The sequence below is a fragment of the Ensifer sp. genome, assembly GCF_031989085.1.
In the GTDB taxonomy this organism is placed as follows: domain Bacteria; phylum Pseudomonadota; class Alphaproteobacteria; order Rhizobiales; family Rhizobiaceae; genus Ensifer.
Genome location: NZ_DALZXU010000005.1, coordinates 15,403 through 35,030 on the forward strand (window position 1 = coordinate 15,403; position 19,628 = coordinate 35,030).

Consider the following 19,628-nt stretch of genomic DNA (forward strand, 5'->3'; position numbering starts at 1 on the left):
CTGGTTCTGGCTGGGTTGAGTTGAGTGAAGTTTGGGGCCGCGCGCCGGTCTCGTGTTCGGGCGTCGAACGACGCGCGGCGGTCGCCGGGCCAAGGCGGCCGGGCGAAAGGTGGCATTCTGAAGGGCGCAATCGCCGACGGGATTGCGCTGCGGCCCGCGGCGGGCCTATCCGGCGCCTTTGCCTGGACTTGCCGCGGCATTGCGGCGATCTTCGGCGCGGGTCACCGCGAAAGCGCCTTCTGGCGTTTCTGTCGATTGCGCGTCGCCAAACACGTCCATCGTGCAGGTGTGAAGGATCACGGTCGGTTCGGCGGTGTGGTTCCAGGTGAGATGGGTGAGGCCCGAAAGAAAATGGGCGGAATCGCCCGTTTCCAGCACCGTCTGTTCGCCATCGATCTCGATCGTCAGCGCACCCTGAAGGATGAAGAACATTTCTTCGCCCTCGTGGGTCATCGCCTCGCTGCGGTGTCCGGGCGGCGTATGCACCACGGTTCCGCGCAGAATGCTGCCTGGAAACGAGGCCGAAAGACGCTCATAGGCGACATTGCTGTCAGGAGAGCCGGCCAGCGCATAGGCGCGGCGCTGGTCGTGACGGGTAAAGGGCGAGGCCATCCGCGGCGAGTTGAGGAACGTGCCGACCTCGACCTTGAGCACCCGACAGACCGCGACCAGCGACGTCAGCGAGGGTACGGTGATGCCGCGCTCGATCTGGGAGATGAAGCCGACGGAGAAATCCGCCCGGTCGGCGACCTCCTTGAGGGTCAGTTTCAACGCCTTGCGCCGCTCGCGCAGCCGGTCGCCGAGCGGGGGCAGGGCCAATGTCGGATCATCTGGCTGAGACTGCGAATGCACCCTTGAAATCCCCCGTCCCACATCGCCGCGTGGGGACGTGACCTCCTGCGCGGACGCACGCCGGCATGCTCCGATATCCTCAGGGATTTCAGGGCTTTGCGCCTGCGTTTTCTGGAACTTGCTGCGGGATCGGCACCTTGTCAACGGAAATTTTAGTGTCACTAAAATTTCGCGGCAGTCGCAAGGTTCGAAAGTCAGGCAGCCAACTTCAGAAGGTGGGCGACGGCCTGCTGGTCGAAGCCGCCGATGCCCTCGCGAATGTCTGCGGCGATGGCGTCTGCGACCGCATCTTCGTCGCGGCGACGCAGGGCTTCGATCGCCTCGCGATGACGGTCGACGACGTAGAGTTCGCTGACATGCTCCATGGCGATGCCGAGGATCGGTCCCAGCTGTAGCCAGACGCTTTCGATCAGCGGCATGACGATCTGATCGGGATTGGCGGTGTAGATCGTGCGATGGAAGGCCTGGTTGGCGATCAGCGCCGCGACCTGGTCGCCCCGGTTGATTTCGTCCTCGATGCTGTCGTCGATTGCAGCGATCCGTTCGATCTGCCGCTCGGAGAGGTGAGCGACAGCACGGCGGGCGGCGTGGCTTTCGAGCGCGATGCGCAACGAGATCAGCTCCTCGAACCGGGCCGGCGTGATCCGCGGCACGACGATGCGGCGGTTCTCGAGGAATTGCAGCGCGCCGATGGAGGTCAGCTGCCGCAGCGCCTCGCGCACCGGTGTCGGGCTGCTTTCGAGCGCTTCAGCGAGGCCACGGATCGTCACCGAGGTGCCGGGGCGAAAGCTGCCGACCATGATGGCCTGGCGGAGCCTGGCAAAGGCGTAGTCATGGGTGGTCATGCCTTCCGGTCGGTCGAACAGCGGCAGAGTTGTGGTCTTCAAATCGGCAGGCTCCTTCGGCGACGCGGCGATGGTTGCGGGCTGATACCATCGGCTGAGGTTGACTCCAACTCCTGGATTATGTCAATTTTGCAAAAATGTGATCACAAAATGAGATTTGCGATATGTCCCTCGACGCGGAAGACCCGAGCGCCTTCAAGGCCTGGCTGGAGCAGAACGGCCCGATCGAAAGCATCCAGGCGGTGGTCTGCGACCTCAACGGCATCATGCGCGGCAAGCGCGTGCCGGTGGAGCAGGCCGCCAAAGTGCTTGGCGGCGGCATCCGCATGCCGCTGTCGATCGTCGGCGTCGATGTCTGGGGCGAGGACATCATCAACAGCGAGCAGGTGTTTGCGAGCGGTGACCGCGACGGTATCTGCGGTGTCACCGGGCGCGGTGCGCTGCCGGTCAACTGGACCTCGCGGCCGAGTGCGCTGGTGCCGCTCTGGCTGCAGCTCGAGGACGGCAAGCCGTTTCTCGCCGATCCGCGCCAGGCTCTGGCGGCCATCGTTCGCGAATACGAGGAGCTGGGCTTGCGGCCGGTGGTCGCGACCGAAATGGAATTCTACCTGATCGACCCGGAGCCCGACAGCGCGGTGCCGCCGATCTCGCCCTATACCGGCAAAAGGCTCGATTCCGACGCGATCCTGTCGATCGACGAGCTCGACGATTTCGGCGAGTTCTTCTCCGACGTCTACAAGGAATGCGCGCGGCAGAACGTGCCGGCGGACGCGGCGATCGCCGAGAACGGCATCGGCCAGTTCGAGATCAACCTGCTGCACACGGACGATCCCCTGAAGGCGGCCGACGATGCGATCTTCTTCAAGCGCATCGTCAAGGGGGTTGCCCGCAAGCACGGCCTGGCGGCGACCTTCATGGCCAAGCCCTATGGCACCCGCTCCGGCAATGGCATGCACATTCACTTCAGCCTGCTCGACGCGGAGGGCAACAATGTCTTCAACGACGGCAGTGACGAGGGATCGGCTGTCCTGAAGAATGCGGTCGCTGGCTTGCTGCGCGGAATGTCGGAAACGACGCTGCTGTTCGCGCCGCATTTCAATTCCTATCGCCGCCTGCGGCCCGATACACATGCGCCGACGGCGGTATGCTGGGGCTACGAGAACCGCACCTCGGCGATCCGCATCCCAGGCGGAAGCCCGGCGGCGCGGCGCATCGAGCATCGGGTCGCCGGTGCCGATGCCAATCCCTATCTGGTCATCGCCGCGATCCTCGGCGCGGCACTGGTTGGTATCCGCAACAAGTGGAAACCTTCGGCGCCGGTGTCGGGCCGGGCCTATGCGGCGGAGAAACTGCCCAAAATTCCTGCCGATTGGGGGCAGGCGGTCGATGCCTTCGAGGCTGGGTCGATTGCCGCCGAGATCTTCGATCCCGTGCTGCGCTCGATGCTGATCGCCTGCAAGCGGCAGGAGATCGCCGGGTTTGCCGAGCAGGTCACGGACTATGAATTCAGCGCCTATCTGGAAATCGTATGATGATGAAAAGCCAAAAATCCTATGCCGGCGACGGCAGCTATCCCACCAGTTACTACGCCGCCTCCCGCAACATCATCCGCACGCCGGTCTCGCTGAAAGGTCGCGTCGAGACCGATGTCTGCGTCGTCGGCGCCGGCTATTCCGGCCTGTCGACAGCGATCCACCTGGCCGAGAAAGGCTATAAGGTCGTCGTCGTCGAGGGCGCGCAGGTCGGCTGGGGCGCATCGGGGCGCAATGGCGGCCAGGTGGTCAACGGCCTGAATGCCAGCCTTGCGACCATCCAGCGCCGCTACGGCGAAGATGCGGCACGCTTCGTCGGCGGGCTCGTGCAGGAGGGTGGCAAGATCATCCGGCGGCTCGTCAGCCAGTATCAGATCGACTGCGATCTGAAGCCCGGCAACATCTATGCCGCCTACACGCCCGCACACATGAAGGAGCTGGAAGCCAAGCAGGCGCTCTGGCGCAAGTACGGCATGGACGACCATCAGCTTCTCGACCGCGACGCGCTCGGCAAGTTCGTCAAGTCGGACGCCTATTGCGGCGGCATGCTGGACACAACAGGCGGCCACATGCATCCGCTCAATCTGGTGCTCGGCGAGGCGCGCGCGCTCGAAAGCCTTGGCGGCACGATCTACGAACAATCACCGGTGACGCGCGTCGATCACGAAGCGGTCCGGCCGACGGTCTATACCGCCGACGGCGAAGTGTCGGCGAGGATCGTCGTCCTTTGCGGCAACGCCTATCTTGGCGATGCAGTGCCGAAGCTTGTCTCGCGCGTCATGCCGGTCTCGACCCAGATGATCACCACCGCGCCGCTCGGCGAGGCGCTCGCCCATTCGCTCATCCCGAGCGACATGTGCGTCGAGGATGTGCGCTACATTCTCGATTATTTCCGGCTGTCAGCCGACAAGCGCATGATCTTCGGCGGCGGCACCGTCTATGGCGGCACCGACCCCGCCGACGTGGTGGCCAAGCTCAAGCCCAATCTTGAAAAGGTCTTTCCGAAGCTCAAGGGCGTCAAGATCGACTATGCCTGGAGCGGCAACTTCGCCCTGTCGTTTACCCGCGTGCCGCAGATGGGCCGCATCGGGACGAACACCTATTTCGCCCATGGCTATAGCGGCCACGGTGTCACCGGATCGCATCTGTTCGGCCGCACGCTTGCCGAGGCGATCGACGGTGACGCGACGCGCTTCGATGTGTTCGAGAAGCTGCCCTGGTATCCGTTCCCGGGCGGGCGGATGTTCCGCGCTCAGTATTCGACGATCGGCTCCTGGTGGTATTCCTTCAAGGATGCCGTCGGCCTGTAGCGCCGGGTTCAGAATTTTTTCATTTGGCCGGAACAAGATGGCGGTAGGGATCGTTACCTGCCGCCTGGACGCATGCGTGCATCGCTCGGGCTTCCCTTTTGTGCAGGACGGCGCGTCGCGATTGAAAACAGCGGGAACCCGGCTGGACAATGGCGCGTTGTACCGCTTGAAGTTCAACAGGCATATAACCGGAACCTTGGGAGACGGTTCCGTTTATGCCGCAAAGTGAAGCGTTGGAAAATTGACATGGCTTGCAGAGTACTGATTGTCGAAGACGAGTTTCTCGTTGCGACCGAAATCGAATACGTGGTCTCGGAACTCGGGCATAGCCCGGTGGGGATCGCCGCCGATCAGGCAACCGCGATCAGCCTGGCTCCGATGGCGGAGGTGGCTCTGGTCGATCTCAATTTGAGGGACGGGCCGACCGGCAAGGATATCGGACGCATGCTTGCCGCCGAACACGGTATCACCGTCCTCTACATGACAGCCAATCCCGCCCAGCTTGGCGACGGCGTGCCCGGCACGGTCGGCGTCATCAGCAAGCCCGTTGCCGACCATGAGATGAAGCAGGCCGTCAGCTATGCAGTGGCGCGCAGGCGCACGCTCGACGCCCAGCCGCCGGAGCGCCTGAAGCTTTTCGCCTGAGCCCTGGTTTGTGCCGGCACCGGTGATCCGGCACGGTTCGGCAGCGACGTCGCTGCCGGCCCGACGGGGTTTCAATCCCGTTGTCCGGAAAGCCGGTTGGTTCGCGTCACCGCCGCGCGCGGCATTGTCACGGTGACGTGAACTCCATCCTTCTCCCAGCGCCTGACCAGCTTGCCGCCGAGCTGCCCCTCGACGCTGATCTTCATCAGCCGCGAGCCGAAACCTTCCTGATCGGGTTGGTCGACCACGCCTGTCCCGTCGTGCTCGCGCCATTCCAGAATGTAATCGGCCTCCTGCTGCCGGCCGCTGATGGCGAGCCTACCGGTATCGCCGGAAAGCGCTCCGTACTTTGCAGCATTGGTCGCCAGTTCATGCAACAGAAGCGCCAACGGCGTGGCGGCGCTGTCGCCGAGCTGGATGTCTTCGCCACTCACGCTGATGCGGTCCTCGGCGTTGCCATAGGGAACGAGCAATTCCTGGATCAACCCGAAGATCGACTGTTCCACCGGCACCGGACGCGACGCCTGACTGTGTGGTCTCACGAAGTCATGGGCCCGACCCATCGCTTCGATCCGTTTGCGCAGTTCCAGCGCAAAGGGTTGGGCATCCGGATTGGAACGCGCGGAAAGGCTGATGATGCTGCTGAGCACCGAGAAGATGTTCTTGATACGATGGCTGAGTTCGTGGGCGACGACCTCCCGCTCTGCTGCGGCCATCTTGGCGTCGTGGATGTCGGTGCAGGTGCCATACCAGCGGGTTATCCGCCCGCGATCGTCCCGGATCGCAAGGGCGCGGCCGAGGACCCAGCGATAGACACCGCTGCGGTGGCGCAGGCGATACTCGATTTGGTAGGGATCCCCGGTTTCGAGCGAGTGGCGCCAGCTTGCCCAGGCCCGCGCCTGATCTTCTTCGTGGAACATGCCGTTCCAGCCTTCGCCATCGGTCGAATTTTCCGGCACACCGGTAAACTCGTACCAGCGGGCATTGTAATAGTCGTGATAGCCGTCAGGACGGGTCGACCAGACCATTTGCGGCATGGCGTTCGCGAGCGTTCGAAAGGCAGCCTCGGAGCGGGCGTGGGCCTCGACTGCCTGCCGGTGCTCGGTAATATCGACGGCGACGCCGGGAAAGCGGATGCAGGCACCGGTCTCGTCGCGTGCCGGCCGCCCTTCAGCAAGCACCCAGCGCACGCCACCTTCCGGCTGGACGATGCGATACTCCGACGTGAAGCTTTCTCCCGTTTCGATCGCCCGCTTCATCGCGGCTTCAAGGCCGGCAACATCGTCCGCGTGGATAGACGCGAGATAGGCGGAGATCGGCGCACCGTGGCGGGCGGTTTCGCGCGGCACGTGAAAGAGATCGGAAAAGCGTTCGTCGGCGTAGACCCGGTCTTCCTGCACGTGCCAGTCCCAGATGCCGACGACACCGGAGGCGCTAAGCGCCAGCGACAGGCGTTCCTGATTGTCGCGAAGGGATTTTTCCGCTTTCACCCGCTTGGTCGTTTCCGCGAGAATGGCAAGGACCGCGATCGTGCTACCGTCGTCGTCGACAACAGGGCTGTAGTCGAGGTCGAGCCACACGTCCTCGGCTGCGCCGTTGCGATAGAGCGTCAATGGCGCGTCCTCGAAGGACGCGGTCTTTCCGGAAAAGACGTCGGCGATGATCTGCCGGTTGAACGCGGCGACCTCGGGCCATGTCGCAAAAACGGAGCGGCCAAAACAGTCGGGGTGGCGCTTGCCGGCGATCTCGATATAGGCGTCGTTGTAGATCATCACGCCGTCGCGACCGATGAGGACGGCCATTGCAACCGGCGAGGCGAGCATCATCCTGATGGTCATCGTCAGCGCCGCCGGCCAGGTGGCGACCGGTCCGAGTGTCGTATCGGCCCAGTCGAAAGCCTGGAAGAGGGAATACGTCTTGCTGAAGCCAAGTTTTCCGGGCGGTCTGGTGTCGGCCTTCGGGAACAAAGGGGCGGTCATCGACAGTTCCAAATATTTGATTTGTCGGCATTTCTGCCGCTTTCGCGCCAATATAGGCGAGTTTCGCCAGATGTCATGGGGCTTTGTCGCACTTTCCTGACGCAACGGCGTGGCGCAGCACTCCGCGCCCACAGGCGCGTGTGAAAGCGATTGTTGCCTGCTTGGTTCGAGGGTAGAATTAGCCTGATCATCGCTGCTGCGGATCTCTATTCCGGTGTCTGTTCGTGTGTGCCCGCGGCACCTGTGTTGCCCTCGATCGAGGGAACAAAAGGATCCGCGAAACATTCCTGTCGAACGAGGGAGGTTGGAGATGTTCATACGCTTTGGCTATGAGATCGGCATACGCTGCCCAAACCCGACGCCGATGATGACCTATCTTTCCGTCGTCGCCGAACGGCGCGCCGACATCAAACGCGAGCGCGGGCCTGTCACGGTGCCGATCGTCAGGATGGAAGAGGTCGTAGACCCGCACAAGAACACCTGCCTGCGCCTGATCGCACCGGAGGGTGATTTCAAGCTGAGCTACGACGCCGTCATTGAAGACGACGGTCGGCCCGACCTCTCCGATCCCCTGGCGCAGGCCGTGCCTGTCGAGCGCCTTCCGCCGAACACTTTGCCTTATCTTGCCGCTAGCCGCTATTGCGAGACCGATCGGCTGGGCGCGCTGGCCTGGAGGCTTTTCGGGGAGACTGAGCCCGGCTTTGCGCGCGTGCAGGCCATCTGCGATTACGTGCACGAACGCCTTGTGTTCAGTTACGGCTATGCCCAGGCGATGCGAACGGCGCTAGAGGCGCATGAGGATCGGCTCGGCGTCAGCCGCGACTATGCGCATCTCGCCATCGCGCTCTGCCGCTGCATGAACATGCCGGCGCGCTACGTCAACGGCTACATGGCCGACCTCGAGACCGGGGAGCGGGTGGCGCCGATGGATTTCAATGCCTGGTTCGAGGTCTTCCTCGGTGACCGCTGGTATACGTTCGACGCCAAGAACAATGTGCGCAGGGCAGGGCGCATCGCTGTTGCCCGTGGCCGCGACGCCGCCGACATTCCGCTGATCCAGACCTTCGGAAAACACGAACTGACGGCGTTTACGGTGTGGACCTGCGTTGAATCCGACGTCGGTCTCACCCGCTCCCATCGCGAGGCAAACGTGTCGCTGCTGACGCCATGGTTCAGCGAGAGCTGGTCCCGGCATGTGCAGGAACGCGACCGCGATCGGCACTGAGGGGGATACTCGCGGACGATTTTTCACTTTCGGGGTAGAACGGAGAAAATAATATCTATAAACCCAATCGAGAATATCGGAGAACATGACTATTAACGGTCCTGTTCCCGACCTGAACGACGGAGAGACGCGATGAACGCTGCGAAACCGACGATCCAGTCCCGATATGCGTTTTATGCGCCGGCCGCACCGCGCCGCTCGCCGATCAGTCTGTTTCCGCATGCGATCGCCTTCGTCGCTGCGTTCTGTTTCATCTCTGCAGTTGTTGTCGGCGCGCTCTGAACGATCGCGGCGGCTATAGCGCTTCCGGCCCTGGCGGAGCGCGGACACATTCCATCTCTCTGTTTTCACCGACATCCTGACGGAGCACGGCATCGCGATTTCCCCGGAAACGCTTAGCCGACACGCGACAGATGTTCGTGAACCGCCAGCCAGGCGCCCGTCCCATCCCGCTCGAAAACGATCGTTTCTCGCTCTTCCGACGTCAGGGGTTCGCCGCCGATTTCAAGATCGGTGCGAACGCCGTGGGTGAAGACGGCGACGTTGCCCATCACCTGCACGTGTCGGTCGCTGGACTGGCAGCCGCGGACGCGGAAGCCGTCGCGGGTCTCCCACAACGCCCATTCCGCCTCGTATTCCGCCCGGCTGCGCAAGGGGCGGTCGAGATTGTGGAAAATGAACGTGGCATTGGGCGCAAAAGCCGAGAAATAGGCGTCCGCGTCGTGTCGGGCAAAGGCTTCAACGAGGCGGTCGGCGGCGGCAAGCACCTGCAGTTCGAAATCCTGCATCGTGTCTCTCTTCTTGGTTGGGTTGGATCGTGGTCGGCCTGGATCAGGGGGTGGCGATCAGCGTCGCGATCGGCCGGTTTTGCCGGGTGACGCGCGCCTTGAGTTCACCGAGCGGCATCGCCTCGTCCTTTGCGAATTCGATGAACATCAGGTTGAGATTGTTGAACAGCATTTCGCCGACGGCGCGAACGTCGATGCCGGGCGCGACGAGGCCCTTGATCTGCAGCTTTTGGATGAGCGTCGAGACCTGGTCGCAAAGCCGTCGATCGAGCTCGGTATAGCGCTTGCTGAAAGGGCTTTCCGGCTGCTGGATCGAGATCGCCATGGCCGTGCGCCACATCTCCTTGGAGAGATAGACGAGCGAGTGATCGTAATATTGACCGATCAGCGCCTGCAGCGCCCCTTCGACGGAGGAGGGCGGATTGTCGACGATGGTGCGCCCGGCGGCGAGCACTTCCTCGACCTCCATCGACACCGTGGCGACCAGGATGTCGCCCTTGTTTTCATAGTAATTGTAGAAGGTTCCGACCGACACTTCGGCACGCTCAGCGATGTCCTCGATACGGGCGCTGTCATAGCCGACTTCGCGAAACAGGAGTGCCGCAGCGTCCAGGATGCGTCTGTTCCGGTCGGCTTTCTGCCGTGCGCGCAGCCCCGTCATGTGCATTTCCTCTAATTCTGAATGTCCTCAAATTTGAGATTGACTTAAAAAATGAATTCATTCAATCTTTTTTTGAAGACGCCGGAATGAGCGTCAAACAAGAGGGCAACAGCATGATGCAGTCATTTCATGACGGCGCGAACCTGCGCCGGTTTTTCTCCTCGGTCGCCGCGGGCGCGATCGTCGCCGCCTCGCTCGTCTCCGTTCCGGCGCCGGCTTTCGCCACCGAGGAACTGAACGCACTCGTCTGGTGCGATCACACGGATCCGGCGCTCGTCGAGCCGTTCGAAAAGGCCAACGACGTCAAGGTCAATCTAAAGGTCTATGAGGGAACGGGCGCCGCGCTTTCCATCCTCGACCAGTCGCGCCCCGGCGATTGGGACGTGCTCGTCATCGACGGCGTCGATGTTCACCGCGCCATCGATCTCGACCTGCTCGCCGAAATGCCGGCCGATGCGCTTCCGACCGCCGACATCTTCCCCGAAGTGCGGATGGAGGCCAACAACACGAAGGACGGCAAGACCTATGCCGTCACGGAAAAGTTCGGCTACAACACCGTTTCCTACGACAAGTCCAAGGTCGATCCGAAGGACATGCAGGACCTCTCGGTGGTCTTTTCGGACAAATACAAGGGGCGCATCGCGCTCTATGACTACTACCTGCCGATGATCGGGCTTGCCGGCCTTAGCCTTGGCAAGAAGACCGCAGAGCTTTCAGAGGCCGACATGCCGGCGCTGAAGGAGAAGCTGGCGGATATGCGCGCGATGTCGAAGCAGGTCAGCGACGTCGTCTCCTCGCAGACGGCGCTTGCAACGGGCGAAGTCGATATTCTGGTCGGCGGCGGCGAGTGGATCACGGCCGTGCTGTCGGCCGACAAGCCGAACCTCGACTGGACCATCCCGGCGCAGGGCGCCGTGCGCTGGGCGCAGTCGATCGGCGTTATGAAGGATTCCGCCAAGCAGGATCTGGCGCTCAAATTCGTGCAGTATATCGTCAGCCCCGAGGGCCAGGCACGGCTCGCCACATCCTCCTGCTATTGGGCGATGCCGGCAAACATGAAGGCGGGCGAGCATTTGAGCGACCAGCAGAAGGCGGCGCTGCGCTTCAACGAACAGGCCGAATACCTGAAGAAGACGCAGCTCTACCCGATCCCGTCGACCGAACTCGACCAGCAGTTCCAGGACGCCTGGACGGAAATGCTGCAACAGTAAACCCGACGCGCGGCGAGCGCTTGCAGCGGTCGCCGAACCTTCAGCCTGACCGCCGCCCCACCTGCCCGTGGGACGGTGGACTGCGTCCAGCACCTTCTAGCGGCGCATATATCTGGAGCTTTCATGACTGCGACCACCCTTGAAGATGCCGACCGCCGAAAGGCCTGGGGCTTTGCTGCACCGGCGCTGCTGTGGACGCTCGCCTTCTTTGTCGTCCCCTTCCTGTTCATGGCGGCGATGAGCCTGTGGAAGCGCGAAGGGCGCGAGATCGTCCGTGTCTGGAACCTTGACAACTACGTGCGCTTCTTCTCCGAGAACGCCCTGTTGCAGGGGCTGGTCAATTCACTCGAAATCACCGTTATCGTCACGGTGCTTTCGGTGCTCCTGGCCTATCCGCTCGCCTGGATCATCGCCGAGCGCGTGCCGAAGCGGTTCCAGCGCATGGCGCTGATCCTCGCGATCCTGCCGTTCTGGACTTCCTATGTCGTGCGCTCCTACTCCTGGCTGCTGGTGCTGTCGAAGAATGGCGTCATCAACCAGATGCTGACGGGCGTCGGCCTGATCGCCGAACCGCTGGAGATTGCCAGCACGCGCACCGCAACGGTCATCGGCTTCGTGCATTTCTTCGTCATGCTCCTGACGCTGACCATCTATTCCAACCTGATCCAGCTCTCGCCGAATTATCGCCGCGCGGCCGCCGACCTCGGCGCCAACGCCTTCCAGACCTTCTGGCACGTGATCTTGCCGCTGACCTTGCCGGGCATCATGACCGGCGCGTTCCTTACCTTCGTTCTGTGCATCGGCGACTACGTGACGCCGCAGATCCTCGGCGGCAACAACGAGCTGGTGCTGCCTCAGATCATCATGCTGCAGCTCGGCCGGCGCGCCGATTTCCCGATGGCGGCGGCGCTGTCGATCATTCTCATGCTGGCTGTCACCATCGCCTACGTGGCTTGCGCCCGCTGGCTGAAGATCGAGAGGGCGTGATGCTGCGCAGAGTTTTCGTCAGTGGTCTGTCCTGGGCCTACCTTGCTCTCGTCTATGCCTTCATCTTCCTGCCGGTCGCCGTGCTGGTGTTGTTTTCCTTCCAGGACGGGCGCCTGCCGGTGCCGCCCTTCAACGGCTTCTCCACGCAATGGTACGAGGCCGTCTTTGCCGACCGCAAGCTGATGGCAGCACTCGGCAATTCGATGCTCGTCGCGATCTCTTCCTCCGTGGTCTCCTGCGTTCTCGGATTTCTCGCTGCCTATTCGCTGGCGCGCTACAAGCTGCCCGGCTCGGCCCTGCAAAGGGGCCTGCTGATTGCGCCGATGACGGTCAGCTATCTGATCATCGCGCTCGGGCTGCTTTCGCTGCTCAACGCGCTGCACATGCCGCTGTCTCTCCTGACGGTCGGCATCGGCCATGTGGTGATCAATCTGCCGCTCTGCTTTGCGATCATCTATGCCTCGATGGGCGATCATCAGATCAACATCGAACGGGCTGCGCGCGATCTCGGCGCCAGCGATTTCAAGGTGATGGCGCTGGTGACGGCACCGATGCTGATGCCCTCGATCCTTGCGGCCTTCTTCCTGTCGGTGACCTTCAGCTGGGACGAGTTCATCATCGCCTTCCTGCTGTCTCGCTTCGACGTGACCTTGCCCGTCGAGATCTGGAGCATGCTGCGTTCCGGCCTCAACCCCAAGACCAATGCCATCGGCTCGCTGGTCTTCCTCGCCTCGGTGGCGCTGCTGCTGATCCTCGAGTTTTCCCTGTTCGGAAGGACGAAGAAACAATGACCGCTCCCGTTTCGATCGAAAACGTCAGCAAGACCTTCGGCCACTTCACGGCGCTGGATAGCGTTTCGCTCGATATCCGGGCAGGGGAGTTCATCGTGCTGCTCGGCCCCTCGGGCTGCGGCAAGACCACGCTGCTTTCGATCCTCGGCGGATTCCTGTCGCCAAGCTCGGGACGCGTCGTGATCGGCGAAAACGACATGACGTTCGTGACGCCGTCCAAGCGCCCGACGACGACGATGTTTCAGGACTATGCCCTGTTTCCGCATATGCGGCTCTCCGACAATGTCGGCTTCGGGCTCCGGATGCGCGGCCTGGGCAAGGCCGAGCGCGACGAAAAGGCACTCGGCTTCCTTGACCTCGTCGGCCTCAAGGCGTCGGCCGGCAAGCGGCCCCACGAACTTTCCGGTGGCCAGCGCCAGCGCGTGGCGCTGGCGCGCGCGCTTGCCGTCGACCCAGAAGTGCTGCTGCTCGACGAACCACTCGGCGCGCTCGACTTGAAGCTTCGCCGCCAGATGCAGGACGAGCTGAAGGCGATCCAGAAGCGGGTCGGCACAACCTTCGTGCATGTCACCCACGACCAGGAGGAGGCGATGGCGATCGCCGACCGGATCGTCGTCATGAACCAGGGGCGGATCGAGGATTTCGGCCCGCCGTCGCAGATCTACATGCGGCCGCGTTCGCTGTTTTCGGCGGGCTTCATGGGGGAGGTCAATTTCGTCCCCGGCCGCGTGAAGACCGCGGACGCAGCGTGCGCCGAGGTCGAGACCTCGCTCGGCAGCCTGGCGCTTCCCGCCGCCAATTTCACCGCTGCCGCGCCCAAGGCCGGCGACGCGATCACGCTGACCATCCGGCCTGAACATTTTCGCGGCGCGGATAAATCCGGCGAACCGATGTTCGTTCTCGGCGATGCCAAGGTTGCCGGCAGCGCCTTCTTCGGCACGCACTACCGCTGCCACCTGCAGCCTTGCGCCAGCGACGGCGATGCGCTGGTGGCGCATCTGCCGCAATCGGCCGAGGTGCGCGATGGCGAGATTGTCCCCCTTGCGGTGCGGGCGGCCGACGTCGTAGCCTTGCCGGCGGCAAGCGGAACCCTTTAGCAAGATGCGGCGAATTGCTCCGAAAGACTGGTACCAGGTGACGCGTCTCGACGACGATGTCACCTCCATCTGCGAACCCTTCATCCGGGAGTTCTATCGCTGCAACATCTGGCATGTGCGCGGTCGCGACAGCGACATGCTGGTCGATAGCGGCATGGGCGTGGTCTCGCTGCGCGAATGGGTGCCACTGGTCACCGAACGCGCCCTGACGGCAGTCGCCAGCCACACCCATTTCGATCATATCGGCTGCCACCACGAATTCGAGTGCCGCTGCGTGCATGCGGCGGAAGCCGATCTGCTGGCACATCCGACGCGCGTGAATACGCTGGCCGATCCCTATGTCGCCGACGAAATCTTCGATGCGCTGCCGCCGGAGCCCTATCTCTCCTCGACCTATGCGGTGAAGGCGGCGCCGGCAACGCGGCTGCTCGAAGATGGCGATCATATCGATCTCGGCGACCGGGTGTTCGAGGTGATCCACACACCAGGCCATTCGCCCGGCGGCATCGCGCTTTTCGAGGAGAAGACCGGCGTGCTCTTTTCCGGCGACATTCTCTATGACGGGCCGCTGATCGAGGACACCTACCACGCCAATGCCGACGACTATCTGGCGTCAATGGAACGATTGCTGCGCCTGCCGGCGCGTATCGTCCATGGCGGACATTTCCCGAGCTTTTCCGGCGAGCGTTATCGCACGCTCATCATGGACTGGCTTGCGGACAAGGAAAAGACAATCTGACGGGAAGGAGGAGCGCATGCTCGACAAGAGGAAGTTCTATATCGACGGCCAATGGGTCGACCCGATCACGCCTGCCGATCTCGAGGTCTTGAACCCGGCGACCGAGAAGCCGATCGCTGTGATCTCGATGGGCACGGCGGCGGACATCGACCGCGCGGTTGCGGCCGCGAAGAAGGCGTTTGCCACTTACAGCCGCACCAGCGTCGAGGAGCGCCTGGCGCTGCTTGAAAAGCTGTTGTCGATCTATAAACGTCGCTACGACGAAATGGTCGCGACCATCACCATGGAACTCGGCGCGCCCAAGACGATGACGCGCGAGCAGCAGGCCGATGTCGGCGTCGGCCATCTGCAGGGCTTCATCGATGCGCTGAAGCGGCTGAAGATGCGCGACACCCTGCCGAACGGTGACGTGATCCTGCGCGAGCCGATCGGCGTCTGCGGCCTGATCACCCCCTGGAACTGGCCGATCAACCAGATCGCGCTCAAGGTCGTGCCGGCGCTTGCGACCGGATCCACCTGCGTCTTGAAGCCGAGCGAGTTTACGCCGCTCAACGCCATGCTCTATGCCGAGATGATCGACGAGGCCGGCTTTCCGGCCGGCGCCTTCAACCTCGTCAACGGCGACGGCATCCATGCCGGTGCCGCCCTGTCGAAGCACCGCGACATCGACATGATGTCGTTTACCGGCTCGACCCGCGCCGGCATCGCCGTCAGCAAGGATGCGGCCGAAACCGTCAAGCGGGTAACGCTCGAACTCGGCGGCAAATCGCCGAACATCGTCTTTGCCGATGCCGACCTCGAAGACCGGGTGACCGGCAGCGTGCTCGAATGCTTCAACAACTCCGGCCAGTCCTGCGATGCGCCGACGCGCATGCTGGTCGAGCGCAGCGTCTACGACAAGGTGGTCGAGATCGCCGGTCGCGTCGGCCGCGAGGCCGAGGTCGGCGATCCGACCAGGGAAGGCAGCCATATCGGTCCGCTCGTCAGCGACGTCCAGTTCGGTCGGGTCCAGGCGCTGATCGAGGCGGGTATCGCGGAGGGCGCGCGCCTTGTCGTCGGCGGTGCCGGCAAGCCCGCTGGCTTCGAAACCGGCTACTTCGTCAAGCCGACGATCTTTGCCGACGTCGACAACACCATGCGCATTGCCCGCGAAGAGGTTTTCGGACCGGTTCTGGCGATCATTCCCTTCGACAGCGAGGAGGAAGCGATCGCGATTGCCAACGACACCAATTATGGCCTTGCCGCCTATGTGCAGACCGGCGATCCGAAGCGGGCCGAACGGGTGGCGTCGCGCCTGCGCGCCGGCATGGTTCACATCAATGGCGGGCCGCACCGCTATGGCAGCCCGTTCGGCGGCTACAAGCAATCGGGCAACGGGCGCGAAGGCGGCATGTTCGGGCTTGAGGATTTCCTCGAGGTCAAGACCGTGCACATTCCCGACGCTGCCTGACGGCACCAAACATCGCGCCGGCGTGGCGCGATGAAACAAGCTTGCGGCCGTCGGTGGTTCTCATCGGCGGCCGACCTCGTTCTGGCGGGCGATTTATAGCGACTGTCGCCAGCTCCGGTCTTCTGCTAGCTGCCTTGTCGAGGGCGCGATGATCGCCCGCCAGCAGAATAGCGACATTGCCGTGACCCCAGCACCCGCCACCGCCTCGTCCCATAACCGGCTTGCCATGGCCGCCCTTCTGATCGGCGGGGCTGCGATCGGCGGCTCGCCGATCTTCGTGCGGCTATCCGAGGTCGGGCCGATGGCGACGGCCTTCTGGCGCGTGGCCCTGGCGCTGATCCCGCTTCTCGCCTGGTCCTGGTTTCGCGGCACGCCCGCGTCGGACAGGCGGCCGGAGAAGCTCTCGGAATATGCGCTTCTGGTGCTGCCCGGCGTGTTCCTGGCGATCGACCTTGCCGCATGGCACTATGCACTGACCAAGACGTCGGTTGCCAATGCCACGCTGCTTGCCAACCTCGCGCCTGTGTTCGTGACGCTCGCGAGCTGGCTGTTGTTCCGTGCCCGCATCAGTGCCGTCTTTGCCATAGGGCTGGTAACGGCGGTCGTCGGCGTTATCACGCTGAAGGGCGGGCCGATGGCGCTTGGTGACGGCAATCTGCTCGGCGACGGCGTCGCCGTCATCGCGGCGATGTTCTATGCCGGCTATATCCTGGCGATCGGCCGGCTGCGCAGTCTCTTTAGCACCATCAGGATCATGATCTGGAGCACGGCCTCGGCGGCGATCTGCATGCTGCCGATCGTGCTTCTGTCCGAGCCGACCCTGTTGCCGCCGACGCTGTTCGGCTGGTCTATGCTGTTCGGCCTCGCCTTCGTCAGCCATGCGGGCGGGCAGGTGGCGATCACCTATGCGCTCGCCTATCTGCCGCCGGCGTTTTCCTCGCTGACGCTGCTGTTGCAGCCGGTGGTCGCAGCCATCCTCGCCTGGATCCTGCTGTCCGAGCCGGTCGGGTTGATGCAGGCAATCGGCGGGGCGATCGTACTCGTCGGCATCCTGATCGCCCGCCGCGGTTAGACCCGGTCAGAGACCGGGCAGATTGAAGCCGGAAAGCCGCTCTTCGAGCTTCCGGATCGTGTCTGCATCGGCGTTGGCAAAGGCGAAGCGCAGGTAGTTTTCCTGGCCCTCGCCAAAGTAGTCGCCCGGCAGGCAGACGACGCCGGCGAGTTTCGCCAGTTTCTCGGCAACGAACTGTGAATCAATGTCCGGGAACGGGTGGCGGATATAGGCGAAGTAGGCGCCGATCGCCTGCAGCTTCCATTGCGGCAGCCGGCTCATGACATCGCGCAGCGCATCGGCGCGCGCGGCGATTTCTGTGCGATTGCCAAGGCGCCAATCGGCAAGCGCGGGAATAGCCTTGGCGACCGCGGCCTGCGCGGAGCGCGGCGCGCAGATCTGCAGATTGTCCATGATCTTGGTGACCTGGTCGATGAGTGCCGGTCCCGCCGTGATCGCGCCGAGCCGGTGGCCGGGGATGCAGAAGGATTTTGAAAAGCTGTAGAGGCCAACGACGCTGTCCTGCCATCCTTCCACCTGCAGAAGGCCGTGGGGTGCAGCACCTGCGTCGGGCAGGAAGTCGCGGTAGGTTTCGTCGAGGATCAGCCAGGTGCCGTTGGCGCGGCAGACCTCGTGAATGCGCGCCAGAAGCTCCTGCGGATAGATCGCGCCGGTCGGATTGTTCGGCGACACCAGCGCAAGCGCCCGGATGCCCGGCCGCAGCGCAGCAGCGATTGCGTCCACTTCCGGCAGGAAGCCGTGACCGGCATCGCAGGGCACCAGCTCGACATTGATGCCGAGCATGGAAAGCGTCGTTTCCTGGTTGAAATAGTAGGGGTTGGTCATCAGGATCGTGTCGCCGGCAGATGCAATCGCCATCGCCGTGCAGATGAAGGCCTGGTTGCAGCCGGACGTGATGTGGATGTTGTCGGACGTGACCGCAGCGCCATAGAGGCTTGCCACATGCGCGGCATAGGCCTCGCGCAGCACCGCTTCACCCTCGATCGCGCCATAGCCCGTGTATGCGGTCGATGCCGCGGCCTCGCCGAGCCAGGCCAGCATGTCGGGATGAGCCGGATAGCCGGGCACTGCCTGCGACAGGTCGATCAGCGGCCCGCGCGAGCCATCATAGCTTTTCGCCCAGGCGAGTACCGAAGGTACTGGTGGCGGCGAGAGCTTTTCGACGAGCGGATTGAAATGCGGCATGGCGGAGTTCCTATGGCTCAGGCTTTGTTCTTGCGTTTCTGGGGGCGCTCCAGCCGTCGGCCGCGGGCCGGAGCCGAAACCGGCTGAAAGCCGTCCTGCACCGATTTACGATCTGTCGGCTCGGATTTCGAGGCCCGGCTGCGAATAATCGTGCGCGCCGACGTTTGCAGTTCCGGCATCGGGTCGTTTTCGAGCGCCGAGAACATCCAGTCGATGAAGATGCGTACGATCGGCGCGGCCAGAACCTCGTTGCGACAGGCGACGTAAAAGGCGTCGTTGGCTGGAACAGTCAGGTCGAAGGGCGCGATCAGTTCGCCGCGAGCAATCAGGCTGCCGGCGGTAATGGTGTCGCCAAGGGCGACGCCCTGATTGTGAAGGGCAGCTTCGGTCGAAAGCCGGGCATCGCTCATGAAGTGCTGGCGGCCGCGCTGCAGGTCGCTGGCGTCGGCGGCCGCCAGCCAGGTATTCCATTCGCGCCCGTCGTCGCCATGCAGCATCACGTGGTCGCGCAGATCGCGCACCGAGCGCAAAGGCCGCATGTTGAGCAATGTCGGGCTGACGACCGGGAAGAGGGCGAGCCGGCTCCAGAGCTTCGACCAGCATCCCGGCCAGTTGCCGTCGCCATAGATCAGGCAGACGTCGACATCGGACGCGTCGAGATAGGCGGCGTCATTGGAGGCGATCAGCGTCAGGCGCACATCGGGAAACTGTTCGGTGAACAGATGCAGGCGCGGGATCAGCCAGAACGAGAGGAGGGCGGGCACGCAGGTGATGCGCAGCTCGCCGCTGGTGGTCGGCCGCGTCATGGCGGCGGTCGCTGCCGCGATCTCGGCAAAGGCGTGGGTGACGGCCGGCAAGAGCAGCGCGCCCTGCGGCGTCAGTTTCAACCGCTTGCCGCCGCGCTCGAACAGCGTGGCGTTGATCGACAGTTCCAGCGCGCGGATCTGATGGCTGATGGCGCCATGCGTGACATTCAGCTCGCGGGCTGCGGCCGACACCGAGCCACGGCGCGCCGTCGCTTCGAAGGCGCGCAAGGGGTTCAGAGGTGGCAGGCGGCTGGACAAATCGATGGGTTCCGGCAGACACAAGTGATGTGAATTTTTCTCACACAAAACGCTATAACAATGTCAATTGATTTTCCAGCGGATTTGTCACCTAATGCTGTTCAACAAGGGCAAAAAGCCCGGGGAACCTGATAGTGCCGGAGAGAACCGGCCCATCCGCAGATACTGATCTGCGGCGCCTGAGTGCGCATTCCC

At 63.1% G+C, this 19,628-nt stretch carries 19 protein-coding genes; 12 read left to right on the forward strand and 7 right to left on the reverse strand.

Annotated elements, in window-relative coordinates; all coding sequences use genetic code 11:
* Positions 1-165: 165 nt before the first annotated feature.
* Both RTP54_RS20605 and RTP54_RS20610 read right to left on the reverse strand, forming a co-directional pair.
* The gene (locus tag RTP54_RS20605) at positions 166-819 is read right to left on the reverse strand and encodes an XRE family transcriptional regulator (protein ID WP_312365540.1); all 654 of its coding nucleotides are present in this window, start codon (positions 817-819) and stop codon (positions 166-168) included.
* Between the two features lie 227 nt (positions 820-1,046).
* A complete protein-coding gene (locus tag RTP54_RS20610; protein WP_112810560.1) occupies positions 1,047-1,739 on the reverse strand; it encodes a GntR family transcriptional regulator in 693 nt (230 codons plus the stop codon).
* A gap of 122 nt (positions 1,740-1,861) precedes the next feature.
* Here RTP54_RS20610 and RTP54_RS20615 point away from each other — a divergent pair, with 122 nt between their 5' ends.
* The 3 genes from RTP54_RS20615 to RTP54_RS20625 all read left to right on the forward strand — a co-directional run bounded on the left by RTP54_RS20615 (position 1,862) and on the right by RTP54_RS20625 (position 5,184).
* On the forward strand, positions 1,862-3,229 hold the full coding sequence (locus RTP54_RS20615) for a glutamine synthetase family protein (RefSeq protein ID WP_112817575.1): 1,368 nt from the start codon (positions 1,862-1,864) through the stop codon (positions 3,227-3,229).
* Positions 3,226-4,539, forward strand: coding sequence for an FAD-binding oxidoreductase (locus tag RTP54_RS20620; protein ID WP_312365541.1), 1,314 nt, complete (start codon positions 3,226-3,228; stop codon positions 4,537-4,539). The genes RTP54_RS20615 and RTP54_RS20620 overlap by 4 nt, the downstream gene beginning before the upstream one ends.
* A 225-nt stretch (positions 4,540-4,764) precedes the next feature.
* Positions 4,765-5,184: a response regulator gene (locus RTP54_RS20625; RefSeq protein ID WP_312365799.1), complete on the forward strand. Its 420-nt coding sequence runs from the start codon at positions 4,765-4,767 to the stop codon at positions 5,182-5,184.
* A 71-nt stretch (positions 5,185-5,255) separates the two neighbouring features.
* Here the strand turns inward: RTP54_RS20625 and RTP54_RS20630 are convergent, their stop codons facing one another.
* Positions 5,256-7,163 carry a PAS domain-containing protein gene (locus tag RTP54_RS20630; RefSeq protein WP_312365543.1) on the reverse strand — a complete coding sequence of 636 codons (1,908 nt, stop codon included), beginning with the start codon at positions 7,161-7,163 and terminating at the stop codon, positions 5,256-5,258.
* 310 nt (positions 7,164-7,473) lie between these two features.
* On the opposite strand from RTP54_RS20630, the gene RTP54_RS20635 reads away from it, so the two are divergent.
* A complete protein-coding gene (locus RTP54_RS20635; protein WP_312365544.1) occupies positions 7,474-8,388 on the forward strand; it encodes a transglutaminase family protein in 915 nt (304 codons plus the stop codon).
* A gap of 132 nt (positions 8,389-8,520) precedes the next feature.
* Entirely contained in the window at positions 8,521-8,670 is a 150-nt protein-coding gene (locus RTP54_RS20640; protein WP_312365546.1) for a hypothetical protein, read from the forward strand.
* A gap of 113 nt (positions 8,671-8,783) precedes the next feature.
* Here RTP54_RS20640 and RTP54_RS20645 read toward each other — a convergent pair whose 3' ends face one another.
* Together RTP54_RS20645 and RTP54_RS20650 are read right to left on the reverse strand one after the other, a co-directional pair.
* Entirely contained in the window at positions 8,784-9,176 is a 393-nt protein-coding gene (locus RTP54_RS20645) for a nuclear transport factor 2 family protein (RefSeq protein WP_312365548.1), read from the reverse strand.
* Between the two features lie 43 nt (positions 9,177-9,219).
* Entirely contained in the window at positions 9,220-9,837 is a 618-nt protein-coding gene (locus RTP54_RS20650; RefSeq protein WP_112810566.1) for a TetR/AcrR family transcriptional regulator, read from the reverse strand.
* A gap of 116 nt (positions 9,838-9,953) precedes the next feature.
* Here RTP54_RS20650 and RTP54_RS20655 point away from each other — a divergent pair, with 116 nt between their 5' ends.
* The 7 genes from RTP54_RS20655 to RTP54_RS20685 all read left to right on the forward strand — a co-directional run bounded on the left by RTP54_RS20655 (position 9,954) and on the right by RTP54_RS20685 (position 17,184).
* Complete coding sequence (locus RTP54_RS20655) at positions 9,954-11,048, forward strand: PotD/PotF family extracellular solute-binding protein (RefSeq protein WP_409517181.1); 1,095 nt, start codon at positions 9,954-9,956, stop codon at positions 11,046-11,048.
* Between the two features lie 123 nt (positions 11,049-11,171).
* On the forward strand, positions 11,172-12,035 hold the full coding sequence (locus tag RTP54_RS20660) for an ABC transporter permease (RefSeq protein ID WP_112810567.1): 864 nt from the start codon (positions 11,172-11,174) through the stop codon (positions 12,033-12,035).
* Positions 12,035-12,826: an ABC transporter permease gene (locus RTP54_RS20665; RefSeq protein ID WP_312365552.1), complete on the forward strand. Its 792-nt coding sequence runs from the start codon at positions 12,035-12,037 to the stop codon at positions 12,824-12,826. The genes RTP54_RS20660 and RTP54_RS20665 overlap by 1 nt, the downstream gene beginning before the upstream one ends.
* Positions 12,823-13,923, forward strand: a complete 1,101-nt coding sequence (locus tag RTP54_RS20670; protein ID WP_312365554.1) for an ABC transporter ATP-binding protein — start codon at positions 12,823-12,825, stop codon at positions 13,921-13,923. The genes RTP54_RS20665 and RTP54_RS20670 overlap by 4 nt, the downstream gene beginning before the upstream one ends.
* 4 nt (positions 13,924-13,927) lie before the next feature.
* The gene (locus tag RTP54_RS20675) at positions 13,928-14,662 is read left to right on the forward strand and encodes an MBL fold metallo-hydrolase (protein ID WP_312365556.1); all 735 of its coding nucleotides are present in this window, start codon (positions 13,928-13,930) and stop codon (positions 14,660-14,662) included.
* Between the two features lie 16 nt (positions 14,663-14,678).
* Complete coding sequence (locus RTP54_RS20680; protein ID WP_312365558.1) at positions 14,679-16,112, forward strand: aldehyde dehydrogenase family protein; 1,434 nt, start codon at positions 14,679-14,681, stop codon at positions 16,110-16,112.
* A gap of 148 nt (positions 16,113-16,260) precedes the next feature.
* Positions 16,261-17,184, forward strand: a complete 924-nt coding sequence (locus RTP54_RS20685) for a DMT family transporter (protein WP_409517176.1) — start codon at positions 16,261-16,263, stop codon at positions 17,182-17,184.
* 6 nt (positions 17,185-17,190) lie between these two features.
* Here RTP54_RS20685 and RTP54_RS20690 read toward each other — a convergent pair whose 3' ends face one another.
* Together RTP54_RS20690 and RTP54_RS20695 are read right to left on the reverse strand one after the other, a co-directional pair.
* Positions 17,191-18,369: an aminotransferase gene (locus RTP54_RS20690; RefSeq protein ID WP_312365560.1), complete on the reverse strand. Its 1,179-nt coding sequence runs from the start codon at positions 18,367-18,369 to the stop codon at positions 17,191-17,193.
* Positions 18,370-18,386: 17 nt separating this feature from the next.
* The gene (locus tag RTP54_RS20695; protein ID WP_112817643.1) at positions 18,387-19,433 is read right to left on the reverse strand and encodes a LysR substrate-binding domain-containing protein; all 1,047 of its coding nucleotides are present in this window, start codon (positions 19,431-19,433) and stop codon (positions 18,387-18,389) included.
* Positions 19,434-19,628: the final 195 nt, after the last annotated feature.

Coding starts and splice junctions, on each gene's coding strand:
- RTP54_RS20615 (WP_112817575.1), top strand. CDS start 1,862: ATGTCCCTCGACGCGGAAGACCCGAGCGCCTTCAAGGCCTGGCTGGAG.
- RTP54_RS20620 (WP_312365541.1), top strand. CDS start 3,226: ATGATGATGAAAAGCCAAAAATCCTATGCCGGCGACGGCAGCTATCCC.
- RTP54_RS20630 (WP_312365543.1), bottom strand. CDS start 7,163: ATGACCGCCCCTTTGTTCCCGAAGGCCGACACCAGACCGCCCGGAAAA.
- RTP54_RS20635 (WP_312365544.1), top strand. CDS start 7,474: ATGTTCATACGCTTTGGCTATGAGATCGGCATACGCTGCCCAAACCCG.
- RTP54_RS20640 (WP_312365546.1), top strand. CDS start 8,521: ATGAACGCTGCGAAACCGACGATCCAGTCCCGATATGCGTTTTATGCG.
- RTP54_RS20645 (WP_312365548.1), bottom strand. CDS start 9,176: ATGCAGGATTTCGAACTGCAGGTGCTTGCCGCCGCCGACCGCCTCGTT.
- RTP54_RS20650 (WP_112810566.1), bottom strand. CDS start 9,837: ATGACGGGGCTGCGCGCACGGCAGAAAGCCGACCGGAACAGACGCATC.
- RTP54_RS20655 (WP_409517181.1), top strand. CDS start 9,954: ATGCAGTCATTTCATGACGGCGCGAACCTGCGCCGGTTTTTCTCCTCG.
- RTP54_RS20660 (WP_112810567.1), top strand. CDS start 11,172: ATGACTGCGACCACCCTTGAAGATGCCGACCGCCGAAAGGCCTGGGGC.
- RTP54_RS20665 (WP_312365552.1), top strand. CDS start 12,035: ATGCTGCGCAGAGTTTTCGTCAGTGGTCTGTCCTGGGCCTACCTTGCT.
- RTP54_RS20670 (WP_312365554.1), top strand. CDS start 12,823: ATGACCGCTCCCGTTTCGATCGAAAACGTCAGCAAGACCTTCGGCCAC.
- RTP54_RS20675 (WP_312365556.1), top strand. CDS start 13,928: ATGCGGCGAATTGCTCCGAAAGACTGGTACCAGGTGACGCGTCTCGAC.
- RTP54_RS20680 (WP_312365558.1), top strand. CDS start 14,679: ATGCTCGACAAGAGGAAGTTCTATATCGACGGCCAATGGGTCGACCCG.
- RTP54_RS20685 (WP_409517176.1), top strand. CDS start 16,261: ATGATCGCCCGCCAGCAGAATAGCGACATTGCCGTGACCCCAGCACCC.
- RTP54_RS20690 (WP_312365560.1), bottom strand. CDS start 18,369: ATGCCGCATTTCAATCCGCTCGTCGAAAAGCTCTCGCCGCCACCAGTA.